Origin of the sequence: Methylobacterium sp. 190mf (assembly GCF_900107945.1) — a bacterium.
GTDB lineage: Bacteria > Pseudomonadota > Alphaproteobacteria > Rhizobiales > Beijerinckiaceae > Methylobacterium.
The window spans coordinates 59,048-83,734 of record NZ_FNVI01000026.1 but is presented as its reverse complement, the minus strand read 5'-3'; the positions used below and the strand labels follow the sequence as shown (position 1 = coordinate 83,734).

Here is a 24,687-nt window from a genome sequence, read left to right as displayed (position 1 = left end):
CCCCGCCTCGTAGTGGGCGGGTCCGCAGGTCGCTCAGGGTCGGCCCAGAGGCGGGTCGGCGCGGGGGCATTTCCTCACCCCGCCGGGCACAGTGCCGCCCGGTCTCACGCCCGCGTCCGAGGCACGCCCCGCACCGGTCCGTCGCCCGGGGCGATGGCGGCTGAGAGCCACCGACGCGGGCGCCGCCCCGTCCCCGGACCCGCCCGGTCAGCCACCGGGCGGGCCCCCGAAGGACGGCCCGGGATCGCTCCCGGGCCGCCGCGGACAGGTGCGGTCAGGAAGCACAAAATAGGAACATTGTCAAGGAAAACTGAGCGGCGCAGCACGGTCGACGCGCCTCTCGTCATCGCGAGCGCAGCGAAGCGACCCAGGGCGGCGCGACGTCGTTGAGCGGGGCGCGACCCTGGATCGCTTCGCTCCGCTCGCGAGGACGGCGGAACCGATCCCATGACCCGGAAACAAGATGAGAGTCAGGCGCAGGTCCCTCTCCCGTGCGAGAGAGGGATCGCGTCGCGGCGCGGCTGTGCCGACCCGCAGACGCCTGTCTTCCGGACCTTTGCAACACGATCGGGAATGCACCGTCGGCAGGTCCGGGTTCCGGGCTCGCCTGCGGCACCCCACGAAATGATGGGGCGGAGGCGGACCGCCGGCCCGCCTCCCTAAAAATCCGGTTCGCGCCCGGTCAGTCCGCCCGCCGGAGGCGGCTCGCGAAGAAGCCGTCGAGGCCGCCGCGGGCGCCCTCCAACTCCGGCAGGTGGCACGGCAGCGTGCGCAGGTCGCCGCGGTCGTCGATCAGCGCCGCGGCGCCGCCGACCTCCTCGGGCCGGACCGGCACCCGCGCGTAGCGGGGATCGCGGGCCAGGAACGCCGCCACCTGCGCTTCGCCCTCTTCCGGCTCCAGCGAGCAGGTGCAGTAGACGAGGAGGCCGCCCGGCCGCACCAGCCCGGCCGCGTGGTCGAGGAGCTTCGCCTGGAGCGCGGCGAGCCGCCTGATATCGGCCTCGGCCTTCGTCCAGGCCACGTCCGGATGGCGCCGGATCGTCCCGGTGGCCGAGCACGGCGCGTCGAGCAACACGGCGTCGTGGTCCTGCGGCTCCAGCGCGAGGGCGTCGGCGACCACGACGTCGACGGCGAAGCCGAGCCGCGCGACGTTCTCGCGCAGGCGCTCCAGCCGCGGTGCGGACCGATCGACCGCCGTGACCCGGGCGCCGGTGGCGGCGAGCTGCAGGGTCTTGCCGCCGGGCGCCGCGCAGAGGTCGAGGACGCGGGTGCCGTCCCGCGGCGCCAGGAGGCGGGCCGGCAGCGCCGCGGCGGCGTCCTGGACCCACCACGCTCCCTCCTGGAAGCCCGGCAGCTCGGGGATGGCCGGGCCGTTCTCGGGCAGGCGCAGGGAGCCGGTCGGCAGGGTCACGGCGCCGAGCCGCGCGGCCCAGTCGGCGGGCTCGCCCCGCGGGGTCAGGTCGATGGCGGCCCCCGCGAGGTGGGCGCGGGCGATCGCGGCCGCGCGCTCGGGCCCGTAGGCCGCGACCCAGCGGCGGGCGAGCCAGTCCGGGGTGTTGACCGCCAGGGCTTCGGCGTCCGCGGCCAGGATCGCGTCGCGCTCGCGGGCGACCCGGCGCAGCACCGCGTTGACGAGCCCGGCGAGATGGGCCGTGCGGGTATCCGCCTTGGCGAGCCGCACGGCGAGGTCGACCGCGGCGTGGTCGGGGACCGCGAGGTCGAGGATCTGGGCGGTCGCGGTGGCCAGCAGGGCCGTGAGCTGCGGCTTGGCCGCCGGGAGCCCGCGCTCGAGCCGCGCGGCCAGGGCGGCGCGGATCAGCCCGTAGCGGCGGAAGGTCGCCACCGCGATGGCCCGCGCCAGCCCGGCATCGGCCGGCGCCAGCGCCTCGGCGCGGATCGCCTGGGCGAGGGCGTCGTCGAGGGCGGGGGGGCGCTCCTGGCCGATCAGGGCCGCGACCGCCTGCATCGCCGCGCGGCGCGCCCCCAGTCCCGCGATGTCCGGACCGGTCCCGCCCGGTGCCGCTGCGTTCCGCGTGTTGCGGCCTGTGTCCCGCGATGCCACTTCTGCTCCAGATCCGATGTCTTCCCGACCCACGCCCTCACACCCGAGCGAGCGCGATGCAAGAGCCGACCGCAAGAGACCTGCACCGACAGGACCCGCACCGACAGGACCCGCACCGACAGGACCCGCACCGACAGGATCCGGCCGCGGAGGCCGGAGACGGCGCCGCCCCGCCCCGCATCCTCAGCCCGGCGGCGCAGCGCGCCCTCGCCGAGGCCGTCGAGCGCCGCGCGGCGATCGACGCCCGGGCCGCCGAGATCAGCGCCAAGCCCGAGCGCCAGGGGCGCGGCGGTCTGGAGCCGGTCCGCTACGACGACTGGGAGGTGAAGGGCCTCGCGGTCGACTTCTGAGGGACCCGCCGCGGGCGCCTACTCGGCCGGGACCGCCAGCGGCGCGCCGGCCTCTTCCTCGGCCCGGGCCTCGGCCACGCCAGCCCCGAAGCGCCGGTACCAGAGCCCGGTCAGGATCGGCACGAGGATCGAGGTGACGATGATGCAGATCGTCACCAGCACGGTGGCGGTCTGCGCCGAGGGGGCGAATTGCGGGGCGACGGCGGCGATCGCCAGCGGGTTGGCGGCCGCCGCCCCGGCGGTGGAGGAGGCGGCCAAGCCGGCCGTGCCCGTCCCGCCCCCGATCGCCCGGTCGGCCAGGATCAGCGGGATGCCGGTCAGGACGATCACCGCGAGCGCCAGCACGATGCCGAGCCCCGCGAGCGGCGAGAGCAGGTTGTTGAGGTCGACCGTGTTCCCCAGCGCGAAGGCGAAGAACGGGATCATCAGCTGGCCGCCGGGCGCGAACAGGGCCCGGAGCTTCGGGTCGAGGTTGCCGAGGGCGAAGCCGACCAGGAAGGGCAGCACCGCGCCCACGAAGATCTGCGGCTCGAAATGCGCCGCCCCGGATGCGCCGAGGATGATCATGCTCATCAGCGGGCCGGACTCGATCGAGGTCAGAATGAAGGCGCCGGCCTCCTCGCGGCTGCCGTAGGTCTGCATCAGCGAGGCGTAGAGGCCGCCATTGGTCATATCCATGGCGCAGACGATCGCCAGGATCGACAGGCCGGCGAAGAAGCCGGTCTGGATGCCCTCGGGCGGGATGAACAGCCCGGCCACCAGCACGATCGCCCAGGCGGCGACGAGCTTGGTCGCCACCAGCGTCCCGGACTTGCGCAGCACCGTGCCGGTCGCCTTCAGGCTGACCGAGGCACCCATGCAGAAGAACCAGACCGCCAGGATCGGGATCACGCCGGTCATGATCCCCTGCGTGAAGCCCTTGAAATAGGCCGGGGCGCCCGGCGCGAAGGTCTTGCACAGGGCCCCGAGCAGGAGCGGCACCAGCATCAGGCCGCCGGGAATCCTGTCGATCGCCGCCTTGATCTGCATGGCGCGTCCCTCCCGATCCGGGTCGTCCGCCGACGCGCCGGACCCGGGCGGGATCGCGCACGCCGCGCCGGCCCGCGCCTCTGTCGGGCGCCTCTCGGACCGGTGCGTCATCCTGTCGGGGCGCGCCGCGGGTCGTCAAGCGGCGCCCCGGCGCGGGGCTTGCCGAACGTGTCGCGCTGTCGGGCGCGGAACGTCGGGCGCCGGGCCCCGTTGGCGAGGTTCACCGGAGGGAGGCGACGATGGCGACGACAGTATCGGCCCGGAGCGCGAGCGCGGGTCCACACGGCGAGATCCACCTCGCCCGCGGCGAGCGGCTCGGCATGCGGATGTGGCGGGCCGAGGAGCCCAACGCCGACAAGCCGATGACCACCTCGGCGCACGAGACGGTCGGCTACGTCATCAGCGGCCGGGCCGAGCTCGTGCTGGAGGGCGAGACCGTGGCGCTCGCGCCGGGCGATTCCTACTGCGTGCCGGCCGGCGCCGCGCACACCTACCGGATCCTGGAGACCTTCACGGCCGTCGAGGCGACTGCACCGCCGGCCGGGTGAGGCCGGCGGGCCTCAGTGGGTTCAGTGGGTCATGTAGACCTGCGTGCCGACATCGACCCGCGCGTAGAGGTCGACCACGTCCTGATTGTACATCCGGATGCAGCCGTAGGACGCGTAGGTGCCCACCGAGTTCGGCCGGTTGGTGCCGTGGATGGCGTACTCGCCGCCCGCGAGCGTCATCGCCGCCGCCCCCATGGGATTGTGCGGCGAGCCGCCCGCGATGAGGTTCGGCAACCGCGGGTTGTCGCGCTTCACCTCCGCGGGGGGCGACCAGGCGGGGGCGACGTACTTGCCGTCGATCGGCTTGATGCCGAACCACTGCTTGCCGGGACGGCCCACCGCCACGGGATAGCGGATCGCCGTGCCGTCGCCGTTCACCAGGTAGAGCTTGCGCTGCGACACGCTGATCACCACCGAGCCCGGCGCGACGCCGTTGGCGAAGGGGACGATCTCGCGCGCCTGCGCCGCCTGGAAACAACCGGCCAGCATCGCGCCGGCCAAACCGAATAGAGCCGCCACCCGACCCGACATCACCGCGATCCTCGCAAAGCTAGACTAGACGCGGGCAAGTAATCCCCGGCCGAGCTTACCGTTCCGAGAAAAGCTATGGTTGACGCGGGGTCATTCTGCGGATCCGCGGGGCACGGTAAAAGAGCAACCACGAACCAGAGTGTACGGGCCGTTGCCGCGCGGCGGGGCCGCCGCTCCGCGCGCGTCTCAGCGCTCGTAGAGTTCGCTCCCGCGCCGGTCCTCCGACTGCCAGCCGTGGCGCTCCAGTTCCGGGTCGAGATGCTCCTCCACCGGGTAGCCGACGCAGAGATAGGCCACGAGCCGCCACGTCTCCGGCACGGCCAGGATCGCCGTGACCGCCTCCGGCTCCAGGATCGAGACCCAGCCGACGCCGAGGCCGCGGGCCCGGGCGGCGAGCCAGAAACACTGCACCGCCCCCACGACCGAGTAGGCCAGGGTCTCGGGCATGCTGGCCCGGCCGAGGCCGAGGCCGGTCTCGGTGGCCACGTCGCAGAAGGCGGCCAGATGGACCGGCGCCTCCCGCAGGCCGGCGAGCTTCAGGCCGCGGTACTGCGCGGCCCGATCGGTCGCGTAGCCCGCGGCCGCGGCTTCGTTGCAGCCGGCGAAGTTCTCCGCGACCGCGCGGCGGCGTCCCGGATCCGCGACCCGCACGAAGCGCCAGGGCCGGCTGTTGCCGACCGAGGGGGCCCGGTGGGCCGCCGCGAGGCAGGCGCGCAGGGCGTCCTCGTCGATCGGATCCGTCCGGAAGCGGCGCACGTCGCGGCGCCACGCGAACAGCGCGTCGAGGTCGTGCAGGAAGGCGGCGTCGAAGGCGGGCGGGCCCATGATGCGGCTGGCATAGCCGCAACCCCGGCCCGACGGGAAACGGAAAAAAGGCCGCCCGAGGGGCGGCCTGAAGTCTTGGGTCTCGAAACCTCGGAGTGCCGGATCCTGGGATCCCGAGCGGCGACCGATGGCTGGGGAGCTGGGTGTCGGTCGCCGACCGGGCAGAACCCGGCGAGGTTCGACGCCTGTTGTCGCGCCGCAACGCGGCCTGCAAAAGGCGTGAATCGGGCCAAACCGTGTTTTTTGTCGCTTGGGCGTGTCTCGCGGGACACCGCGCGCGCGACCCTTGCGGGCCGCGGCGGCGAGGCCCATCATCCGGCAAAGCATCGATGCACGGGAGCCGTGATGACCGAGAGGACGAGCGCCGGGTCGAGGCCCGACGAGGCGGCGGGCCATGTCATCCCCTTCCCCGCCCGCGCGGCCCCTCCGCAGATCGCCTTCAACCGGGACGAGCTCCGCACGATCTTCAACCTCTACGGCCGGCAGGTCGCCGCGGGCGAGTGGCGCGACTACGCCCTCGATTTCCGCCGCGACAAGGCGGTGTTCTCGATCTACCGGCGCTCCTCCGAGATGCCTCTCTACCGCATCGAGAAGGATCCCAAGCTCGCCCGGCGCCAGGGGGCCTACGCCGTCGTCGCCGCGAGCGGCCAGATCCTGAAGCGCGGTACCGAGCTCGCCCGGGTGATCGCCGTGCTGGAACCGGCACCGGCGGCGGTCTGACGGCGCCCGCTCAGGACAGGGACAGGCGCCGGACGGTCGCGGCGATCTCGGCCACCGCCTCCGGCGCCAGGGGCCGGATCGGCCGCGGCGGCTCGGCGCGGCACAGGCCCATGAGATCGGCCAGGGCGTAGACCACCCGCAGGCTGGAATGCGTCCGGAACAGCGTCCAGAGGGGCTCCAGCTCGGCGTTGAGGGCGCGGGCCCGCTCGGTCTCGCCCGCCGCCACGGCCCGGACGATCGCCAGGCAGGTCCGGGGAAACAGGCCGCCCGCCACGCTGAACCACGCCGCGCCGCCGGCGATCAGCGCCTCGGTGACGTTCCAGTCGCCGCTGAACCCGATGGGGAAGCCCGCCGGGACGGCCTCCCGCAGGGCCGCGATCCCGGAGGCGGCCCGCGCCGGCTCCGGCGCGGCGCACTTGGCGGCCACGATCCCGGGCTGGCGGGCGATCCGGCCGATCAGCGCCGGCGTGAAGTGGAAATGCGTGGTCGCGGGGTTGTCGTAGAGGACGAGGGGCAGGCCGCCCGCCTCCCCTACGGTCGCGAAATGCGCCTCGACCTCCGCCTCGGTGAGCGGCGTGTACGAGACGGGGGCGAGGAGCCCGGCATCCGCGCCGGCCGCCCGCGCGTCCTGCGCGAGGCGGACGGCCTCGTCGGTGCGCAGGGCGCCGATGCCGACGAGGAGCGGGACCCGTCCGGCCACGGCCTCGGCGGCGATCGCCACCGCCCGGCGCCGCTCCTCGCGGCTCAGGTACGCGTAGGTCCCGGTGCTGCCGAGGAGGCCGATCGAGTCGACCCCGGCGGCCGCCAGGGGCTCCAGCAACCGGCGCAGCGCTTCCGCGTCGACGCGGCCGTCTGCGTCGCTCGGGGTGATCGGGAAAGCGGAGAGGCCGGAGAGGTCGGAGAGCGCGGGCATGGCCCGAGCCTAGCGCATCCGCGCGCGGCGGCCAGGCAAAAAGAAACCCCGGCGGTGTCCCGACGGGGTTCCCTCGTCCCGTCTTGTTCGGGCTGGCTTATCGGCGGTCGCCGATCAGGCTCAGCAGGAACTGGAACATGTTGATGAAGTCGAGATAGAGAGTCAGGGCGCCGTTCACCGACATCTTGGCCGCCATCTCGCCGTCGAAGCCGCCGTAGAGATACATCTCCTTGAGCTTCTGGGTGTCGTAGGCGGTCAGGCCCGCGAAGATCAGCACGCCCAGCACCGAGATGGCGAACTGGAGGGCCGACGAGGCGAAGAAGATGTTCACCAGCGACGCGAGGATGATGCCGATCAGGCCCATCATCAGGAACGAGCCCATGCCGGAGAGGCTGCGCCGGGTGGTGTAGCCCCACAGGCTGAGCGAGCCGAAGGCCGCCGCCGTGATGAAGAACACCTGCACCACGCTGCCCCCGGTGAACACCAGGAGGAGCGAGGACATCGAGGCGCCCATCACCGCCGCGAAGGCCCAGAACATCGTCCGCGCGGACGAGGCCGACATCCGGTCCATCCGCATGGAGAAGACGAAGATGAACGCCAGCGGGGCGAGCATCAGGACCCACTTCAGCGGGCTGAGGTAGAGGGTCTGACCGAACGGGGTCAGGATCGGGCGGGTGCCCTGGTAGGCCGCCACGGAGGCCATGTTCAGGCCGAGCGCGACGAGACCCGAGATGCCGAGCCCGACGATCATGTTGTTGTAGACGCCGAGCATGAAGGTGCGCAGGCCCTGATCGACCTCGACCTGGGTGCCGGCGTAGCCGGTCGGCTGCTGGGCGCCGTACCGGAAGGGGCTGTTCTCGAATGCCATGGGAGTTTCCTTGCGGAGGCTCTCTCAGCGTGGTGTTCGGTCGAGGCCCACGCAGGACCTCTGGCGCCGGGCTGGCGCCTCGATCGGGAATATGTTGCGCCCGAAGCCGCGACACAAGTCCCCGGCCACGGTTCCGGGGCCGCTTTTCCGTGTCCGGCAGATGTATTTTTGTCCATCTGGGCCGGGATTAAAATGCATTCCGCTCCGTCGTCGGGTTGTTCGACTGACGGTTGTCGCCGTCCAGGCGTTTCGATGCGCCCGCGCGAAGTCTTAACGGCTTCCTTATGCCACGTGCGTCCGCGTGCGCCCCGGTTTCTCCGGTCCGGACCGCCAAGTCCCGGCGGGTTCGTGCCTGCAAGGCGGGTCCGCAGCCTCGAAGATCCGCTCACCGGCGCGTGGGATCTGGGCGGCCCGGGAGGGGCGGTTCAGTGCGTCATCCGGCGGGCCAGGGCGCGGCCCAGACCCAGCAGCATCAGGTCGGCGGCCGCCCGCACCTCCGCGGGCATGTCGTCGGTGAGCGTCTCCTTGAGCGCGACGGCGAGGTCGGCCGCCCGCTCCAGCGGGTCGCCGCCCGCCATGGGCCTGCCGACCACGTAGCGGTCGCCGCCGTCGCGGATCTCGGTGATGTCCATCAGGATGCCGTGCGAGCGCTGCGGCTCGCCGTCCTCGTTCCGATGGGTCCGCCCCCGGCTGAGGAGCCAGCGCACGGTGCCGTCCGCCTTGAACACGCGGTACTCGGCAAGGACCAGCCCGCTCGATCGGACGGCCCGGAGCATGTGGTCCATCAACCACGTCATGTCCTCGGGATGCACCGCGGCCAGAGCCATCGGCCCGTTGATCGGACGGTCGGCAAGGTCGGGATTGCCGGTCAGCAACCGGGCCGCGCCCGCGTCGTAGACGACCACGCCGCGGACGTGGTCCCACTCCCAGGCTCCCACAACGCACGAGGCTTCGAGAGCCGCCCGGAGACGGTCGGCGTTCTCCGCGTAGCCATCGATGACGTTGATGCGCATGGTGGACGGTCCCCCCGGGCCGCTCGAAGCTCGAATGTCTAGCTCCGTACCAATCTTCCGGCGAAATGACAAAGAGTTCACTTGCGAATACCCCTTCACGGGGGCACCTCTTGTCATGGTTGGGAAATTTCCCCCCGTCGCGAGTGATTCGAGGGGCCGCCATGGATGAGAACGGACTCGAATTCCTGCGGACGATTGCTGACCGGAAGGTGGAATCCTCCGCCGCGCGCGCGCTGAACAGGATTGCGCAGTCCCTCGATTTGCCGATCGAGGCGTTCTACGGTTCCGATCACTGCGGATCTGTGGACCGTCCGGCCATCGAGCGGGAGACGGAGCGGCTGCTGATGCTGGTCGGGGTCCACCTGCGCCGACTCGATCCCGCGGCGCGGAGGCGATTCGGTGAGGCGGTCCAAGCTCTGGTCGGCCCCGAACCGACCGAGGCATGCGCGCGCACCGCGGAGAATGCGGAGCGCTGCGACCCGTGAGCGCGGGGTCCGACGGTTGGAAGCCCCTCCCCCACGGACCGAGGGCTTCGATATCCCGCCGGACCGTCTCCGGCCGGGCGCGGTCCGCCGCTCTCGACGGCCTCGATCGCGGCCTCCGCCGGGGCTGAACCGGATACGGAGCCTGCGGGATCGGCCTCCGTCAGGCCTGCCGGAGATACGGCGCCGGCTTCTGCCCCAGGATCCGCCACGTGCCGACGAGCCCGAGGAGGATCGCCAGCGCCACCGCGGCCACGGCCGCGACCAGCGCGCCCGACAGGTCGAGGCGGAAGTCGAGGTGCATGACCTTGGCGACGATCACCCAGCCGGCGAGCGTCCCGGCCAGGAGGCCGAACAGCGCCGTGGCGAGCCCCAGCGCGGCGTATTCGAGGGCGTAGGCGGTCAGCAGCCGCGCCCGGCTCGCGCCCAGCACCTTGAGCACGACGGCGTCGTAGAGCCGCGCCCGGTGCCCGGCCGCGATGGCGCCGGCCAGCACGAACAGGCTCGCCAGCACCGCCACGGCGCTCGCCCCCCGGATCGCCAGGACCAGCCGGCCGACGAGGTCGCCGATGGCGTCCAGGGCGTCCTTCACCCGCACGGCGCTCACCGACGGGAAAGTCTTGGCGACGTCGCGCAGGATGCGGTTCTCGGCGGAAGCGTCGGTGCCGCCGGGCAGGGTCAGCGTCGCGAGGTCGGAATGCGGCGCGCCCCGGAAGGTGCCCGGCGAGAACACCATCACGAAGTTGATGCCGAGGTTGCGCCACTCCACCCGGCGCAGGTTGAAGATCGTCGCGGAGAGGTCGCGCCCGAGCACGTTCACCGTCACGGTGTCGCCGAGCTTCAGGCCGAGCTGGCGGGCGAGGTCGGCCTCGAAGGAGACTAGCGGCTTCGCGCCCTGCTCCGGGCTCCACCACGCGCCCTCGGTGAGGCTGGAGCCGTCCGGCACCGTGTCGGCGTAGGTGATGCCCCGGTCGCCGTCGAGCACCCAGGCGGCGTCTTCCGGGGGGCGGATCTTGCTCGCCGGCACGCCGTTCAGGGCGACGATCCGGCCGCGCATCATCGGCACGTCCTCGATCTTTCCGCTCGGGGCCGAGCGCGCCAGGAACTCGCGGAACTGGGCAGCGTCCCGGGAGGGAATGTCCAGGAAGAAGAGATTCGGCGCCCGGGCCGGCAGGGTCGCGCTGATCGTGCGGCGGACATTGGCGTCGATCAGGCTGAGCGTCACGAGGAGCGTCACGCCGAGGCCGAGCGACAGGACGATGGCGGGCGTCAGGGCGCCGGGCCGGTGCAGGTTGGCGAGCGCCATCCGGGGCGCCGGCCAGCGCGGGTGCGGCAGGCGGCGGGCGAGCGCCATCAGGCCGAGCGCCACCAGATGCAGCAGGCCGAACGCGATGGCTGCGGCCGCGATGAAGATCAGCGCGACGCGCCGGTCGAAGGCGGTCGCCACCGACAGGCCGACCAGGGCCGCGAGGCTGACGGCGAGCCAGATCCGGTAGCGCCAGCGCGGGCTGACGCGGGCCGGGTCGACCGTGTCGCGGAACAGGCCGGAGACCGGCACGTCGTGGGCGCGGCCGAGCGGCGTGATCGCGAACGCGAAGGCCGTGATCAGACCGTAGGCGGCCGCGAGCGCCAGCTCCCCGGGGGCGAGCGTCGGGTTCAGCGGCAGCGGCAGGTCGGCGGAGAACAGGGCGTCGAGGAGGAAGGGCAGGCTCGCGCCGATCGCGAGGCCGATCAGGGTGCCGAGGCCGGCGATCAGCATCACCTGCGTCAGGTACAGGGCGACCACCTGCGAGCCCGGCGCGCCGACGCTCTTGAGCGTCGCGATCGAGGGCCGCTTGCGCTCCACGAAGGCGTGGACGGCGTTGCCGACCCCGACGCCGCCGACGATCAGCGCGGTGAGTCCCACCAGGGTCAGGAACTGCGTGAAGCGCTCGATGCTCTTGGCGAAGCGCGGGTCGGCGTTGGTGCGCGAGCGGATCTCCCAGCCGGCCTCGGGGGTGGCGGCGCGGATCCGGGCCTGCGCCGCGTCGAGGTCGGCGTCCGGCGTGCCGGGCGGCAGGACGAGGCGGTAGCTCCAGCGGTTGAGGCTGCCGGGCTGGACGAGGCCGGTGGCGCGGAGCGTCGGCTCGGAGACCATCAGCCGCGGACCGAAGCCGATGCCGCCGGCGATCTTGTCGGGCTCGGACACGATGGTACCGCGGATCGCCACGTCGTGCCCGGCGAGCGCGATCCGGTCGCCGACCTTGACGTCGAGGCGGGTGAGCATGGCCGGGTCGGCCAGCGCCCCCGGCACCCCGTCGCGCTCCGCCAGCAGGTCGGCGAGGCGGCCCGGCGGGTCGGTCGCGAGGTCGCCGGCGGCCGGATAGGTGGCGGGGTCGACGGCCTTCAGCTCGACCAGGGCCGCGTCGCCGCTGCCCGCCACCGCCATGGCCCGCAGGGAGGCGACGATGTCGAGGCGGCCTTCGCCTGCCAGCGCCTGCCTCTCCGCGTCGGTCGCCTCGCGGTTGATGAGGTTGAAGGCGAGGTCGCCGCCGAGGATGCGCCGGCCCTCCCGGCCGAGCCCGTCCGAGAGCGAGCGCGAGATCGACGCCACGCCCGCGATGGCCATGACGCCCAGCGCGATGCAGGCGAGGAACACCGCGAAGCCGTTGAGCCCGGCCCGCAACTCGCGCAGCGCGAGGCGCAGGGTGAGCGGGATCCGGCGGGGCGCGGGGTCGGGGCGGGTGATCGTGCCGTGCATCAGGCGGCCACCGCCTCCTCGATCCGCCCCGAGCGCAGGCGCACGGTGCGGTCGCACAGGCGAGCGAGGCCGTTGTCGTGGGTGACGAGGACCAGTGTCGCGCCGCGGTCCCGTTTCAGCCGGAACAGCAGGTCGACGATCTGGCGGCCGGTGGCCTCGTCGAGGTTCCCGGTGGGCTCGTCGGCAACCAGGATCGCCGGGTCGGGGGCGACCGCCCGGGCGATGGCGACGCGCTGCTGCTCGCCCCCGGAGAGCTGCGCCGGGTAATGGTGCAGCCGGTGCCCGAGGCCGACCGCCTCCAGCTCGGCGCGTGCCCGCTCCAGGGCGCCGGGCCGGTCGGCGAGTTCGAGCGGCAGGGCCACGTTCTCGAGCGCCGTCATGGTCGGCACGAGGTGGAAGGCCTGGAACACGATGCCGATCCGCCGGCCCCGGAACCGGGCGAGCGCGTCCTCGTCGAGGCGGACGAGGTCGGTGTCCTCGATGACGACGCCGCCGGAATCGGGCCGCTCCAGCCCGGCCATCACCATCAGCAGCGTCGACTTGCCGGAGCCGGACGGGCCGACGAGGCCGACCGCCTCGCCGCGGTCGACATTCAGCGAGATGCCGCGCAGGACGTGGACGCGGGCGGCGCCGCGGCCGAGGCTGAGATCGATGTCCGACAGCGCGATCGCGGGCTCGCGCAGCACCTTGCCTTGGCTCACCGGTGAGCCGATCTGTGGGCGATGACGAGCATGGCGCGCGAGGTCCTCACGTGGGGTCGATCCCTTCGGCTTCGATCTTGGCTCTACGGGCCGCGGGTGCACCGCGATATGGGTTCGGCATTGGGGCCGCGCCATGACGCGCGCGCTGTGTTCCGGCGCACGGCCCTGTATGCCGCAGCGCTAGCGCTCCTGATGGTCCCTTTCATGACAGCCGTCGCGCCGAAAGCGCGGGCCGCGCCCGGCGAGCCGGTCAAGCTCGTCGCCCTCGGCGACAGCCTGACCGCGGGCTACAAACTCCCGGCCGACGCCGCCTTCCCGACCGTGCTGGAGCGCCTGCTCAAGGCCAGGGGCGCGGACGTGACGGTCGCCAATGCCGGCGTCTCCGGCGACACCGCCACGGGCGGCCTCGACCGGGTCGACTGGTCCGTCCCGGACGGGACCGCGGGCGTGATCCTCGAACTCGGCGCCAACGACATGCTGCGCGGCACCGACCCGAAGGTCACCGAGGGCGCGCTGTCGGCGATCATCGAGCGGCTGAAGGCCCGGGGCATCCCGGTCCTGCTCGCCGGCATGCAGGCCGCGCCCAACCTCGGGCCGGACTACAAGGCGCGGTTCGACGCGATCTACCCGGCGCTCGCCAAGCGCTACGGCCTGACCCTCTACCCGTTCTTCCTCGACGGGATCATCGGCGACCGGGCGCAGCACCTCGACGACATGATCCACCCGAACCGGCAGGGCGTGGAGACCATCGCTTCCCGCATGCTGCCGACGGTGGAGGGTTTCCTGGGGGGCCTCCGGCAGGGGGCGTCGCGGTAGTGCCGCGCCTGTTCACCGGCCTCGCGGTGCCGCCCGCGATCGCCGACGCGCTCAGGGCCTGGCAGGGCGGCCTGCCCGGGGCCCGCTGGATCGAGCCGGGCGACTTCCACGTGACCCTGCGGTTCATCGGCGACGTCGACGCGACCACGGCCGACGACGTGGTGGAGGCGCTGTCCGAGATGCGGGTCCGCCCGGCCCTGACGGTGACGCTCGACGGCCTCGGCATCTTCGGCGGCGACAGGCCGCGGGCGCTCTACGCCTCGGTGGTGCCGGAGGCGGAGCTGACGGATCTCCAGGCCGAGCAGGAGCGGCTCGTGCGCCGGGCCGGGGTCGAGCCGGAGCGGCGGAAATTCACCCCGCACGTGACCCTGGCGCGCCTCCGGCGCGACGCCACGCCGGAGGCGGCGGCGATGTACCTGTCGCAGGCGCCGGTCTTCGCGCCGCTGACTTACACGTCGGACCGGGTGACGCTGTTCTCGGCGCGGGACTCGACCGGCGGCGGTCCGTACGTGGCGGAGGCGGAGTTCCCGTTCGCGTGATGCGCCTAGGCTCGGTCGTTCACGTCCTTGCGAGCGAAGCGAAGCAATCCAGAGGCGGCGACATCGCCCCGAACGTCGCGCTGCCCTGGGTCACTTCGCGTCGCTCGTGATGACGGAGGTTCGGTCTTCATGCGGGCCGATCGCGCGATCGGCCCGAACCGGCCTACAGCCGCCGCAGGGCCACGCTCTCGATCCGGTGGCTCGCGCCCTTGGTGAGGATCAGGCTCGCTCGCTGGCGGGTCGGCACGATGTTCTCGCGCAGGTTCGGCAGGTTGATCGTCGTCCAGAGCCGGTCGGCGATGTCGAGGGCCTCGGTCTCGGCGATCTCGGCGTATTTCCGGAAGTACGAGCGCGGGTCGCGGAACGCCGTCTGCCGCAGCTTCATGAAGCGCGTGACGTACCAGCGGTGCAGGTCGTCCTCGTGGCCGTCGAGATAGATCGAGAAGTCGAAGAAGTCGGACACGAACGGGATCGCGGTCCCGTCCCGCGGCAGGCGGGCGGGCTGGAGCACGTTCAGGCCCTCGACGATCAGGATGTCGGGGCTCTCCACGACCCGCTCCTCCCCGGGCACCCGGTCGTAGACGAGGTGCGAGTAGAGCGGCGCGGTGACGCGCTTGTGGCCGGCCTTCACGTCGTGGAGGAAGCGCAGCAGCGCGGCGGTGTCGTAGCTCTCCGGGAAACCCTTGCGCTCCATCAGCCCGTTGGCGGCGAGCTCGGCGTTGGGCAGCAGGAACCCGTCGGTGGTGACGAGGTCGACCTTGGGGGTGTTGGGCCAGCGCGCCAGCAGGGCGGTCAGGATGCGGGCGGTCGTGGACTTGCCCACCGCCACCGACCCGGCGAGCCCGATGATGTAGGGCGCCTTGGTCTCGCGCTCGGCCATCAGGAAGCGCTGCGTCGCCTTGAACAGGCCCTGCGTCGCCGCGACGTACAGGGCGAGCAGACGGGACAGCGGCAGGTAGATCGCCACCACTTCCTCGACCGAGATCGGGTCGTTGATCGATTGCAGCCGCTCCAGGTCTTCCTGGTTGAGGGTGAGCGGCGTGTCGGCGCGCAGCTGCGCCCATTCCTCGCGGCTGAAGCGGCGATACGGCGAGAGCCGGTCGGACGCTTCGAGGATCGCCTCGACCGAGCCCGGCAGCGCGGCCGCGTTCACGCGTGGCGCCTCGCGGCCTTCTCGGCGATGCCGCTCTGGGCCGTGCGACGCTCCAGCTCCGCCATCACGGCATCGAGCTCGACCCCGCCCGCCCGGAGCAGCACGACGAGGTGGTAGAGCACGTCGGCGGCCTCGTTCCGCAGGCCGGTCTTGTCGCCCTGCACGGCCGCGATCGCCGCCTCCACCGCCTCCTCGCCGAGCTTCTTGGCCGCCTTGGCGGGGCCCTCGGACAGGAGCTTGGCCGTGTAGGAGGTGGCCGGATCGGTCCCGGCGCGGCTCGCCACGAGGGCGGCGAGGTCGGCGAGCGTGTAGGCGGTCATGAAGCGATCTGCATGTTGCGACGGCCCCTTATACAGATCAGGGCCGGATTTCGGCAGGAAACTGCGCCACGGCCGCTCGGCGGGCAAGCGGAGCGGGTGAAGGCCGCCCGGCTTTGTCTGGGGATCACCCGTTGTCTTGGGTTCACCCGTTCGGCAGGTGCCGCGCCAGCGCTTCCAGCACGGCCATGCGGACGGCGACGCCCATCTCGACCTGCTCGCGGATCAGCGACTGCGCCCCGTCGGCGATCTCGGAGGAGATCTCGACGCCGCGGTTCATCGGCCCCGGATGCATCACCAGGGCGTCGGGCTTGGCGAGCGCCAGCTTCTCGCCGTCGAGGCCGAAGTAGCGGAAATACTCCTTCACGGACGGCACGAACGAGCCGTTCATGCGCTCCCGCTGGAGGCGCAGCATCATGACGATGTCGCAGCCGACGAGGCCCTTGCGCATGTCCGTGAAGGTCTCGACGCCGAAGCGCTCGATCCCGGAGGGCAGCAGCGTCGAGGGCGCGATCAGGCGGACCCGCGCGCCCATGGCCTGGAGCAGGATGATATTGGAGCGCGCCACCCGCGAGTGCAGGACGTCGCCGCAGATCGCCACCTGCAGGCCCTCGATCCGGCCCTTGTTGCGGCGGATGGTGAGCGCGTCGAGGAGGGCCTGGGTCGGGTGCTCGTGGGCGCCGTCGCCGGCATTGACCACCGCGCAGTCGACCTTGCGGGCGAGCAGGTGAACGGCGCCCGCCGATTCGTGACGGACCACGATGATGTCGGGCCGCATGGCGTTGAGCGTCGCGGCGGTGTCGATCAGGGTCTCGCCCTTCTTCACCGAGGACGAGGCCACCGACATGTTCATCACGTCGGCGCCGAGCCGCTTGCCGGCGAGCTCGAAGGACGATTGCGTCCGCGTCGAGGGCTCGAAGAACAGGTTGATCTGCGTGCGGCCCCGCAGGGTCGTGCGCTTCTTCTCCACCTGCCGCGAGATGTCGACGGCGGATTCGGCGGCGTCGAGCAGCCCCTCGATGTCGGGCCGGGTCAGGCCCTCGATGCCGAGGAGGTGCCGGTGCGGGAAGGCCGGGGTCGGAGGCGTCGTCATGATGAGGCCCGGGTGTAGGTGCGGCGCGCCCGGGGGGCAAGGCTGTTCGGCGCTCATCCCGGTTCAGTCATGACGCTCGCTTCGTCAGGGGCTGCGGGCGTCACGGGTTCGAGGCCCAGGCTGTCCGTCCGGCGGCAGGATGGGGCGCGTCGCGCTCCGTCATCGACGGCGCGCGCCCATCGGTGCAGTCGCACTTCGAGAGGCGGCTGCGGCCTTTTTCCCGGCGGATGGTAACCGCCCGCCCCCGCGCCACGTATCTGCCCGAACGGTCGGGATTCGTACGCTCCCGACCCCGCGCCGCTTGCCCGGGATCCAGACGCTTGGCCGCCTCCCCTGCCCTCGAAGCCCCCGAGACCGTCGACCGGCAGGGGCGCCGCTGGTTCTACCGCCACCCGCTGGTCATCCGGCTGGCGCACTGGATCAACGCCGCGGTGCTGCTGGTGCTGTTGATGAGCGGCCTGCAGATCTTCAACGCCCACCCGGCGCTCTACTGGGGATCGGTCTCGACCTTCGACAATCCGTCGCTCGCCATCACCAGCGAGCCCGGCCGCGAGGGCACGACCCGCGGCGTCGTGACGGTCGGTTCCCACACCCTCGACACGACCGGCGTGCTCGGCCTGTCGAGGGAGGGCGGCACCGAGGTGGAGCGCGCCTTCCCGTCCTGGGCGACGCTGCCGGCCAACCAGGACCTCGCCACCGGGCGGCGCTGGCATTTCCTGTTCGCGTGGCTGCTGGTGATCAACGGGGCGGTCTACCTGCTCTACGGCCTGGTCTCGGGCCAGCTCCGCCGCCGCCTGATCCCCGACGGCGACCAGATCCGCGACTTCGGCGGCTCCGTGAAGGAGCACCTGCTCCTGCGCTTCCCCGAGGGCACCGAGGCCAAGCGCTACAACGTCATCCAGAAGCTCACCTACCTCGTCCTCGTGCTCGGCCTGCTGCCCGCGATGGTGCTCGCCGGCCTCGCCATGTCGCCCGGGATGGACGCGGCCTGGCCGTGGCTCACCGAGGTGTTCGGCGGCCGGCAATCGGCGCGCAGCGTCCACTTCATCGCCGCCGGGCTGATCGTGCTGTTCGTGGTGGTCCACGTGCTGCTCGTGGTCGTCTCCGGGCTCGTCAACAACATGCGCGGCATGATCACCGGCTGGTTCAGCCTCGGCCGCGACCGGGAGACCGCGCGATGATCCTCCACCGCCGCAAGCTCCTCACCGCGGGCGCCGGTCTGATGGGCACCGCGCTGCTGGCCGGCTGCGACAAGTTCGCCGGGACCGAGACGGGGCAGCGCACCCTCAAGATCGGCGAGGACGCCAATGAATACGTCCAGCGCCTGCTGATGTCGCCGACGACCCTGGCCCGGGAATTCCCGGCCTCGATGATCTCGCCCTGGTTCAAGCCGAACGGCACGATCGACCCGCCGGACCGCGCCTACCGGGCGCTGGCGGCGCGGAACTTCTCGGACTTCAAGCTCTCCGTCGACGGGCTGGTCCAGACCCCGCTGTCGCTGAGCCTCGCGGACCTGCGCGCCCTGCCGTCGCGCACCCAGATCACCCGGCACGATTGCGTGGAGGGCTGGAGCTGCATCGGGCAATGGGGCGGCGTGCCGCTCGCCGAGGTGCTGAAAAAGGCGGGGCTGAAGCCGCAGGCGCGCTACGCGGTGTTCCACTGCGCCGACACGCTGGAGTTCGAGGCCGGTCCCAAGGGCGGTGGCAGAGGGCGCGACCAGGGCGCGTCCCTCTGGCGTCCGACCCATCCGGGCGCGGTGCGCGAAGCTTACGTGCAGCTCGCCGCCGCCGACGATTGGGGCGGCCCGGCCACCGCGACCGACGCGCCCAAGGACGATTGGGGCCAGGGCAGCCCGGCCCCGGAGCCCGAGCCGGCGGGGATCCCGATCCGCTACTACGAGAGCATCGACCTCTACGACGCCTTCAACCCGCAGACGATCCTGGCCTACGACCTCAACGGCAAGCCGCTGCCGGTCTCGAACGGCGCGCCCCTGCGGCTGCGGGTCGAGCGCCAGCTCGGCTACAAGCAGGCCAAGTACGTGATGCGGGTCGAGATGGTGGAGTCGCTCGCCGGGATCGGCGGGGGCAGCGGCGGCTACTGGGAAGACCGCGGCTACGAGTGGTACGCGGGGATCTGAGGCGACTGACGGGATTTTGAGCTGCTGACGCGGCAAGTTCCGTGCTGGAGCCCGGGCCGCGTTTCATCCTGCATGGCCTCTTCCCCGGACAGGTGGAGCGACGCGGAACCTGATCAGGACCCGGCCCGAAAAGTGCCGCGCAGTGGCTCCCCCGAACAACCTCGCGATTTGACAACCCGCCGCCCGTGACCCACTTGTGCCCGGCGCGCGGCCCCGGCCCGACGGCGGGCATACGTCCCACGCGAATCTCGAACAGAATTCGTCCGTCGCGCCCAGGCTCCGTCAGGGGCAGAGGTCTGAATGAAAGTCGTCGTCGTCGAGTCGCCGGCCAAAGCCAAGACGATCAATAAGTATCTCGGCCGCGACTATGAAGTCATCGCCTCCTTCGGGCATATCCGCGACCTGCCGCCCAAGGACGGCTCGGTGGATCCCGAGCAGGACTTCCACATGGTCTGGGAGCTGGCCGACCGCGGAGCGAGCCGGGTCTCGGAGATCGCCAAGGCGGTCAAGGGCGCCGACAAGCTGATCCTCGCCACCGACCCGGATCGCGAGGGCGAGGCGATCTCCTGGCACGTGCTGGAGGCGCTCACCGCCCGCAAGGCGCTCAAGGGCATCCCGGTCGAGCGCGTGACCTTCAACGCCATCACCAAGGCGTCGGTCGAGCAGGCGATGCGCAAGCCGCGGGAGATCGACCAGGCGCTGGTCGACGCCTACCTGGCGCGCCGGGCGCTCGATTATCTCGTCGGCTTCAACCTCTCGCCGGTCCTGTGGCGCAAGCTGCCGGGCGCCCGCTCGGCCGGGCGCGTTCAGTCCGTGGCGCTCCGGCTCGTGGTCGAGCGCGAGATGGAGATCGAGCGGTTCAAGCCGCGCGAGTACTGGACGCTCATCGCCACGCTGACGACCGCCGACGGCGCGACCTTCGAGGCCCGCCTCGTGGGCGCCGACGGCAAGCGGATCCAGCGCCTCGACGTCGGCACGGGCGAGGAGGCGGCCGCCTTCAAGCGCGACCTCGAGCTCGCGACCTTCCAGGTGGCGAGCGTCGAGGCGAAGCCCGCCAAGCGCCACCCGCAGCCGCCCTTCACCACCTCGACCCTCCAGCAGGAGGCCTCCCGCAAGCTCGGGATGGCGCCGGCCCAGACCATGCGGGTCGCCCAGCGGCTCTACGAGGGCGTCGATATCGGCGGCGAGACGGTCGGCATCATCACCTACATGCGGACCGACGGCGTCGACATGGCGCCGGAGGCGATCCAGGACGCCCGCCGGGTGATCGGCAAGGAGTTCGGCGACCGCTACGTGCCGGACGTGCCGCGCAAGTACAGCGTCAAGGCCAAGAACGCCCAGGAGGCCCACGAGGCGGTGCGCCCCACCGACATGGGCCGCCTGCCCAAGACGGTGGCGCGCCACCTCGAGCCCGAGCAGGCCCGGCTCTACGAGCTGATCTGGACCCGCACCATGGCCAGCCAGATGGAATCGGCCGAGCTGGAGCGGACCACCGTCGACGTCACCGCCAAGGTCGGACCGCGGACCATCGACCTGCGCGCCACCGGCCAGGTGGTGAAGTTCGACGGCTTCCTGACCCTCTACCAGGAGGGCAAGGACGACGAGGAGGACGAGGAGAGCCGCCGCCTGCCGCCCATGAAGGCCGGCGACCCGCTCGCCCGCGAGCGGATCAGCTCGACCCAGCACTTCACCGAGCCGCCGCCGCGCTACTCCGAGGCGAGCCTCGTGAAGCGCATGGAGGAGCTCGGCATCGGCCGCCCGTCGACCTATGCCGCGGTTCTCCAGACCTTGCGGGATCGCGAATACGTCAAGATCGAGAAGAAGCGGCTGCAGCCGGAGGACAAGGGGCGGCTCGTCACGGGCTTCCTCGAGAGCTTCTTCCGGCGCTACGTCGAGTACGACTTCACCGCCGGCCTCGAGGAGCAGCTCGACCGGGTCTCCAACGCCGAGATCGACTGGCGGGCGGTGCTGCGCGACTTCTGGCGCGACTTCTCCGCGGCGATCGGTGAGACCAAGGAGCTGCGCGTCGCCGACGTTCTGGAGGCGCTGAACGGCCTCCTCGGGCCGCACATCTTCCCCGACAAGGGCGACGGCTCGAACCCGCGCACCTGCCCGACCTGCGGCTCGGGCCAGCTGTCGCTGAAGCTCGGCAAGTTCGGCGCCTTCATCGGCTGCTCGAACTACCCGGAGTGCAAGTACACCCGGCAGCTCTCGGCCTCGGGCGTCGACGGCGACGGGGACGGCTCCTCGGCCGAGGGCAGCCAGCCGGGCGTGCGGGTGCTGGGCGACGATCCCGCGACCGGCCTGCCGGTGACGCTGCGCGACGGCCGCTTCGGGCCGTTCCTCCAGCTCGGCGAGGCCTCCGCCGAGAAGGGCGCTGAGAAGCCGAAGCGCTCGTCGCTGCCCAAGGGGCTCAGCCCCTCGGACGTGGATCTCAACAAGGCGCTGGCCCTGCTGGCGCTGCCGCGCGAGGTGGCCCGCCACCCCGAGACCGGCGAGCCGATCCTGGCCAATCTCGGCCGGTTCGGACCCTACGTGCAGCACGGGAAGACCTACGCCAATCTCGGCAAGGACGACGACGTGCTGGAGATCGGGGCTAACCGCGCCATCGACCTGATCGTCGCCAAGGAGCAGGGCGGCGGCCGCGGCCGGCCGGCCGCCGATCCGGGCCGGCCGCTCGGCAAGGACGAGGCCAGCGGCCGCGATCTCGTGGTCAAGGCCGGCAAGTACGGGCCCTACGTCACGGACGGCGAGGTCAACGCCACGCTGCCGAAGACGATGAGCGCCGAGGCGCTGACCCTCGACGAGGCGATCGCCCTGGTGAACGCCAAGCGCGCCGCGGGCGGCGGCAAGCCGGCGAAGCGCGGGGCGGTCCGGAAAGGGTCGGCGCGGGCCGCGGGCGGCGACAAGCCGGCGGCGAAGAAGACCGCCGCGAAGAAGCCGGCGGCCAAGAAGGCGGCGGCGAAGACGTCGAGCGCGGGCTGAAGCGTTCGTGGACGGGGGCCGCAAGGGACCGGCCCGTCCTTGCGAGCGGAGCGAAGCAATCCAGTACAGCGCGCGGCGTTCGAACGTGGCGCCGACTGGGTTGCTTCGCTCCGCTCGCAAGGACGCGGGTGAGGCAGCGTTGACGCTCTCTCACCGTGGGGTGCGGTCAGCGATCGGGATCAGACCAGGTAGGTGATCGTCGCCGCCACGGCCGTCGCGAAGGTCGCGAGCGCGAGGGTGGTGGAGTTCATCAGCGCCCGGGCCGGCGGCACTGCGGCCGCGTCATCGTCGCAGCCGAAGGCGGCGCCGGCCGCGTGCTCGAAGCGGATCAACGTGAGGCGGCGGGCCTCGATCGCGGCGTCGCTCATGGACTGCGGCTCCCTGACCACGGTCAAGATTTATCTCCGCCACCAACGTCGATCGTCCCGTTCTGTTCCGGGCGTCGCCTGTGGAAGCCGGGCATGCGGGTCACGAGAAAGCCTTAACCCATTGTTGTGCAACGTCGTGATGACGGCCCGGCGCGCGGAACCGTGTGCCGGCACGGACGCGGCCCTCGCTCGCGGCGGCGCAGCATGCGATGATGCGACCGCCTCGCCGCAGGGCGAACGGCTTTGATGTTTATGGTTTGTTCCGCTATCATGCGGGGATGAAGGCGCATGCTCCACGACCCGAGACCCGTCCCAAGACCCGTCTGCGCGAAGCCGAGCCGGCCGACGCGCCGCGCGCCAGGAGGCCGCGCGTGAGCGATCCGGCGCGGGACCTGTTCGGGCCGGGCGGCAAGGGCGCGGCGGCCCGCCCGCCCGAGCCGCGGCGGCTGGATTCGGCGGCCTCCGTGGCGACGGTCGCGGCCGCCGAGCCCGAGGGCGGCTACACCGCCTCCGACATCGAGGTGCTGGAGGGGCTGGAGCCCGTCCGGCGCCGGCCCGGCATGTATATCGGCGGCACCGACGAGCGGGCGCTGCACCACCTGTTCGCCGAGGTGATCGACAACTCGATGGACGAGGCGGTCGCCGGCCATGCCAGCTTCATCGAGGTGGAGCTGGAGGAATCCGGCGGCCTCGTGGTGACCGATAACGGCCGCGGCATCCCGGTCGACCCGCACCCGAAATTTCCCGGCAAGTCGGCGCTCGAGGTCATCATGACCACGCTGCACGCCGGCGGTAAGTTCGACTCGAAGGTCTACGAGACCTCGGGCGGCCTGCACGGCGTCGGCATCTCGGTGGTGAACGCGCTCTCCGACCTGCTCGAGGTCGAGGTGGCGCGCAACCAGACCCTCTACCGCCAGACCTTCTCGCGCGGTCATGCCCAAGGGGCCTTGGAACTGGTCGGCCGGGTGCAGAACCGCCGCGGCACCCGCGTGCGCTTCCACCCGGACGCCCAGATCTTCGGCTCGCTGAAGTTCGACCCGCGCCGCCTGTTCAAGATGGCGCGCTCCAAGGCCTACCTGTTCGGCGGCGTTGAGATCCGCTGGCGCTGCGCCCCCGCCCTCCTCGAGGGGCTGGAGGACGTGCCGGCCGAGGCGGTGCACCGCTTCCCCGACGGGCTGCGCGACTACCTCGCCCGCGACATCGACGGGAAGGAACTCGTCACCGACGCCATGTTCTCCGGCAAGATCACCAAGCCGGGCTCGCACGGGTCGCTCGAATGGGCGGTGGCCTGGATGGTCGCCGAGGACGGGATCTCGCACTCCTACTGCAACACGATCCCGACGCCCGAGGGCGGCACCCACGAGGCGGGCCTGCGCGTCGCCCTGCTGCGCGGCCTGCGCGAGCACGCCGAGCGGGTGAACCAGGCCAAGCGCATGACCGCCGTCACGACGGACGACGTCATGGCGACCTGCGCGTCGATGCTCTCGGTGTTCATCCGCGAGCCGGAGTTCCAGGGCCAGACCAAGGACAAGCTCGCCACCGTGGAGGCGCAGCGCATCGTCGAGACGGCGGTGCGCGACGCCTTCGACCACTGGCTCGCCGCCTCCCCGGCCCAGGCCAACAAGCTCCTCGACTGGGTGATCGACCGGGCCGAGGAGCGCCTGCGCCGCCGCCAGGAGAAGGAGGTCGCCCGCAAGAGCGCGACCCGCAAGCTGCGCCTGCCCGGCAAGCTCGCGGACTGCTCGGCGGCCGGCACCGCGGGCTCGGAGATCTTCATCGTCGAGGGCGACTCGGCCGGCGGCTCGGCCAAGCAGGCCCGGGACCGGGCGACCCAGGCGATCCTTCCCTTGCGCGGCAAGATCCTGAACGTCGCCTCGGCCTCGCGCGACAAGCTCGGCGCCAACCAGCTGATCTCGGATCTCACCCTGGCGCTCGGCTGCGGCACCGGTTCGGCCTTCCGCGAGGCGGACCTGCGCTACGAGAAGGTGATCATCATGACGGACGCCGACGTCGACGGCGCCCACATCGCCTCGCTGCTGATCACCTTCTTCTACCGCCAGATGCCGAGGCTGATCGACCGCGGCCACCTCTACCTCGCGATCCCGCCGCTCTATCGGCTGCAGCAGGGCTCGAAGGTGGCCTATGCCCGGGACGACGCGGATCGGGAGCGAATCGTCAAGACCGTGTTCAAGGGCGGCAAGGTCGAGATCGGGCGGTTCAAGGGCCTCGGCGAGATGATGCCGGCCCAGCTCAAGGAAACCACCATGGACCCGAAGAAGCGCACATTGCTGCGCGTCGCGGTCTTGGACGAGGCCCGGGAATCGACCGGCGACACGGTCGAGCGCCTGATGGGCAACAAGCCCGAGGCGCGCTTCGCCTTCATCAGCGAGCGCGCGGCCTTCGCCGAGGGCGCCGACCTCGACATCTGACGCCGGAGCGCCGGCGCGGCCGCGCCGCGTCGGTCGATGGCGCCGCTCCGTCATTGCGAGCGCAGCGA

The 24,687-nt window shown here is 71.8% G+C and carries 23 protein-coding genes; 10 read left to right on the top strand and 13 right to left on the bottom strand.

Annotation, left to right across the window (positions count from 1 at the left end; all coding sequences use genetic code 11):
* Positions 1 to 682: 682 nt before the first annotated feature.
* A complete protein-coding gene (locus tag C4T42_RS25535) occupies positions 683 to 2,062 on the bottom strand; it encodes an RsmB/NOP family class I SAM-dependent RNA methyltransferase (RefSeq protein ID WP_181049217.1) in 1,380 nt (459 codons plus the stop codon).
* A gap of 179 nt (positions 2,063 to 2,241) precedes the next feature.
* Between C4T42_RS25535 and C4T42_RS25530 the strand changes: the two genes are divergently transcribed.
* Positions 2,242 to 2,412, top strand: coding sequence for a DUF1674 domain-containing protein (locus tag C4T42_RS25530; RefSeq protein WP_081636537.1), 171 nt, complete (start codon positions 2,242 to 2,244; stop codon positions 2,410 to 2,412).
* A gap of 18 nt (positions 2,413 to 2,430) precedes the next feature.
* On the opposite strand, the gene C4T42_RS25525 is transcribed toward C4T42_RS25530, so the two are convergent.
* A complete protein-coding gene (locus C4T42_RS25525; RefSeq protein ID WP_020095352.1) occupies positions 2,431 to 3,441 on the bottom strand; it encodes a 2-keto-3-deoxygluconate permease in 1,011 nt (336 codons plus the stop codon).
* Between the two features lie 239 nt (positions 3,442 to 3,680).
* Here C4T42_RS25525 and C4T42_RS25520 point away from each other — a divergent pair, with 239 nt between their 5' ends.
* Positions 3,681 to 3,989 (top strand): cupin domain-containing protein, encoded by a 309-nt coding sequence (locus tag C4T42_RS25520; protein ID WP_020095351.1) that lies wholly within the window; start codon positions 3,681 to 3,683, stop codon positions 3,987 to 3,989.
* A gap of 21 nt (positions 3,990 to 4,010) precedes the next feature.
* Here the strand turns inward: C4T42_RS25520 and C4T42_RS25515 are convergent, their stop codons facing one another.
* Positions 4,011 to 4,478, bottom strand: a complete 468-nt coding sequence (locus tag C4T42_RS25515) for a L,D-transpeptidase (protein WP_234080996.1) — start codon at positions 4,476 to 4,478, stop codon at positions 4,011 to 4,013.
* 228 nt (positions 4,479 to 4,706) lie between these two features.
* A complete protein-coding gene (gene bluB / locus C4T42_RS25510; protein WP_181049216.1) occupies positions 4,707 to 5,345 on the bottom strand; it encodes a 5,6-dimethylbenzimidazole synthase in 639 nt (212 codons plus the stop codon).
* A gap of 345 nt (positions 5,346 to 5,690) precedes the next feature.
* Here bluB and C4T42_RS25505 point away from each other — a divergent pair, with 345 nt between their 5' ends.
* Positions 5,691 to 6,065 (top strand): DUF2794 domain-containing protein, encoded by a 375-nt coding sequence (locus tag C4T42_RS25505; protein WP_020095348.1) that lies wholly within the window; start codon positions 5,691 to 5,693, stop codon positions 6,063 to 6,065.
* Positions 6,066 to 6,075: 10 nt separating this feature from the next.
* Here C4T42_RS25505 and C4T42_RS25500 read toward each other — a convergent pair whose 3' ends face one another.
* The 3 genes from C4T42_RS25500 to C4T42_RS25490 form a co-directional block, all read right to left on the bottom strand.
* Positions 6,076 to 6,978, bottom strand: coding sequence for a dihydrodipicolinate synthase family protein (locus tag C4T42_RS25500; RefSeq protein WP_020095347.1), 903 nt, complete (start codon positions 6,976 to 6,978; stop codon positions 6,076 to 6,078).
* Positions 6,979 to 7,075: 97 nt separating this feature from the next.
* On the bottom strand, positions 7,076 to 7,846 hold the full coding sequence (locus C4T42_RS25495; protein WP_020095346.1) for a Bax inhibitor-1/YccA family protein: 771 nt from the start codon (positions 7,844 to 7,846) through the stop codon (positions 7,076 to 7,078).
* 425 nt (positions 7,847 to 8,271) lie between these two features.
* Positions 8,272 to 8,859, bottom strand: a complete 588-nt coding sequence (locus C4T42_RS25490) for a PAS domain-containing protein (RefSeq protein WP_020095345.1) — start codon at positions 8,857 to 8,859, stop codon at positions 8,272 to 8,274.
* A 209-nt stretch (positions 8,860 to 9,068) separates the two neighbouring features.
* On the opposite strand from C4T42_RS25490, the gene C4T42_RS25485 reads away from it, so the two are divergent.
* Positions 9,069 to 9,344: a hypothetical protein gene (locus C4T42_RS25485; protein WP_244603277.1), complete on the top strand. Its 276-nt coding sequence runs from the start codon at positions 9,069 to 9,071 to the stop codon at positions 9,342 to 9,344.
* A gap of 160 nt (positions 9,345 to 9,504) precedes the next feature.
* Here C4T42_RS25485 and C4T42_RS25480 read toward each other — a convergent pair whose 3' ends face one another.
* The gene (locus C4T42_RS25480) at positions 9,505 to 12,081 is read right to left on the bottom strand and encodes an FtsX-like permease family protein (RefSeq protein WP_103986081.1); all 2,577 of its coding nucleotides are present in this window, start codon (positions 12,079 to 12,081) and stop codon (positions 9,505 to 9,507) included.
* Positions 12,081 to 12,767, bottom strand: coding sequence for an ABC transporter ATP-binding protein (locus tag C4T42_RS25475; RefSeq protein ID WP_026605275.1), 687 nt, complete (start codon positions 12,765 to 12,767; stop codon positions 12,081 to 12,083). Before C4T42_RS25475 ends, C4T42_RS25480 begins: the two co-directional genes overlap by 1 nt.
* Positions 12,768 to 12,986: 219 nt before the next feature.
* On the opposite strand from C4T42_RS25475, the gene C4T42_RS25470 reads away from it, so the two are divergent.
* Positions 12,987 to 13,598 (top strand): arylesterase, encoded by a 612-nt coding sequence (locus C4T42_RS25470; RefSeq protein WP_103986080.1) that lies wholly within the window; start codon positions 12,987 to 12,989, stop codon positions 13,596 to 13,598.
* Positions 13,598 to 14,137 carry an RNA 2',3'-cyclic phosphodiesterase gene (gene thpR / locus C4T42_RS25465; RefSeq protein WP_042669663.1) on the top strand — a complete coding sequence of 180 codons (540 nt, stop codon included), beginning with the start codon at positions 13,598 to 13,600 and terminating at the stop codon, positions 14,135 to 14,137. Before C4T42_RS25470 ends, thpR begins: the two co-directional genes overlap by 1 nt.
* A gap of 163 nt (positions 14,138 to 14,300) precedes the next feature.
* On the opposite strand, the gene coaA is transcribed toward thpR, so the two are convergent.
* The 3 genes from coaA to C4T42_RS25450 form a co-directional block, all read right to left on the bottom strand.
* Entirely contained in the window at positions 14,301 to 15,290 is a 990-nt protein-coding gene (coaA, locus tag C4T42_RS25460; protein WP_020095339.1) for a type I pantothenate kinase, read from the bottom strand.
* Positions 15,287 to 15,610, bottom strand: coding sequence for a phosphoribosyl-ATP diphosphatase (locus tag C4T42_RS25455; protein WP_020095338.1), 324 nt, complete (start codon positions 15,608 to 15,610; stop codon positions 15,287 to 15,289). The genes coaA and C4T42_RS25455 overlap by 4 nt, the downstream gene beginning before the upstream one ends.
* 142 nt (positions 15,611 to 15,752) lie before the next feature.
* Positions 15,753 to 16,700 (bottom strand): aspartate carbamoyltransferase catalytic subunit, encoded by a 948-nt coding sequence (locus C4T42_RS25450; RefSeq protein WP_026605274.1) that lies wholly within the window; start codon positions 16,698 to 16,700, stop codon positions 15,753 to 15,755.
* Between the two features lie 320 nt (positions 16,701 to 17,020).
* Between C4T42_RS25450 and C4T42_RS25445 the strand changes: the two genes are divergently transcribed.
* The 3 genes from C4T42_RS25445 to topA all read left to right on the top strand — a co-directional run bounded on the left by C4T42_RS25445 (position 17,021) and on the right by topA (position 21,822).
* Positions 17,021 to 17,881 (top strand): cytochrome b/b6 domain-containing protein, encoded by an 861-nt coding sequence (locus tag C4T42_RS25445; RefSeq protein WP_103986079.1) that lies wholly within the window; start codon positions 17,021 to 17,023, stop codon positions 17,879 to 17,881.
* The gene (locus tag C4T42_RS25440) at positions 17,878 to 18,837 is read left to right on the top strand and encodes a molybdopterin-dependent oxidoreductase (protein WP_103986078.1); all 960 of its coding nucleotides are present in this window, start codon (positions 17,878 to 17,880) and stop codon (positions 18,835 to 18,837) included. Before C4T42_RS25445 ends, C4T42_RS25440 begins: the two co-directional genes overlap by 4 nt.
* Positions 18,838 to 19,137: 300 nt before the next feature.
* Positions 19,138 to 21,822, top strand: coding sequence for a type I DNA topoisomerase (gene topA, locus C4T42_RS25435; RefSeq protein WP_103986077.1), 2,685 nt, complete (start codon positions 19,138 to 19,140; stop codon positions 21,820 to 21,822).
* A gap of 179 nt (positions 21,823 to 22,001) precedes the next feature.
* Here the strand turns inward: topA and C4T42_RS25430 are convergent, their stop codons facing one another.
* The gene (locus C4T42_RS25430; protein WP_042669668.1) at positions 22,002 to 22,190 is read right to left on the bottom strand and encodes a hypothetical protein; all 189 of its coding nucleotides are present in this window, start codon (positions 22,188 to 22,190) and stop codon (positions 22,002 to 22,004) included.
* Between the two features lie 371 nt (positions 22,191 to 22,561).
* Between C4T42_RS25430 and parE the strand changes: the two genes are divergently transcribed.
* Positions 22,562 to 24,619, top strand: coding sequence for a DNA topoisomerase IV subunit B (gene parE / locus C4T42_RS25425; protein ID WP_103986076.1), 2,058 nt, complete (start codon positions 22,562 to 22,564; stop codon positions 24,617 to 24,619).
* Positions 24,620 to 24,687 lie beyond the last annotated feature (68 nt).

Coding starts and splice junctions, on each gene's coding strand:
- C4T42_RS25525 (WP_020095352.1), bottom strand. CDS start 3,441: ATGCAGATCAAGGCGGCGATCGACAGGATTCCCGGCGGCCTGATGCTG.
- C4T42_RS25490 (WP_020095345.1), bottom strand. CDS start 8,859: ATGCGCATCAACGTCATCGATGGCTACGCGGAGAACGCCGACCGTCTC.
- C4T42_RS25515 (WP_234080996.1), bottom strand. CDS start 4,478: ATGCTGGCCGGTTGTTTCCAGGCGGCGCAGGCGCGCGAGATCGTCCCC.
- C4T42_RS25470 (WP_103986080.1), top strand. CDS start 12,987: ATGACAGCCGTCGCGCCGAAAGCGCGGGCCGCGCCCGGCGAGCCGGTC.
- C4T42_RS25440 (WP_103986078.1), top strand. CDS start 17,878: ATGATCCTCCACCGCCGCAAGCTCCTCACCGCGGGCGCCGGTCTGATG.
- C4T42_RS25505 (WP_020095348.1), top strand. CDS start 5,691: ATGACCGAGAGGACGAGCGCCGGGTCGAGGCCCGACGAGGCGGCGGGC.
- C4T42_RS25480 (WP_103986081.1), bottom strand. CDS start 12,081: ATGCACGGCACGATCACCCGCCCCGACCCCGCGCCCCGCCGGATCCCG.
- C4T42_RS25455 (WP_020095338.1), bottom strand. CDS start 15,610: ATGACCGCCTACACGCTCGCCGACCTCGCCGCCCTCGTGGCGAGCCGC.
- topA (WP_103986077.1), top strand. CDS start 19,138: ATGAAAGTCGTCGTCGTCGAGTCGCCGGCCAAAGCCAAGACGATCAAT.
- C4T42_RS25450 (WP_026605274.1), bottom strand. CDS start 16,700: ATGACGACGCCTCCGACCCCGGCCTTCCCGCACCGGCACCTCCTCGGC.
- C4T42_RS25495 (WP_020095346.1), bottom strand. CDS start 7,846: ATGGCATTCGAGAACAGCCCCTTCCGGTACGGCGCCCAGCAGCCGACC.
- C4T42_RS25520 (WP_020095351.1), top strand. CDS start 3,681: ATGGCGACGACAGTATCGGCCCGGAGCGCGAGCGCGGGTCCACACGGC.
- C4T42_RS25500 (WP_020095347.1), bottom strand. CDS start 6,978: ATGCCCGCGCTCTCCGACCTCTCCGGCCTCTCCGCTTTCCCGATCACC.
- bluB (WP_181049216.1), bottom strand. CDS start 5,345: ATGGGCCCGCCCGCCTTCGACGCCGCCTTCCTGCACGACCTCGACGCG.
- C4T42_RS25430 (WP_042669668.1), bottom strand. CDS start 22,190: ATGAGCGACGCCGCGATCGAGGCCCGCCGCCTCACGTTGATCCGCTTC.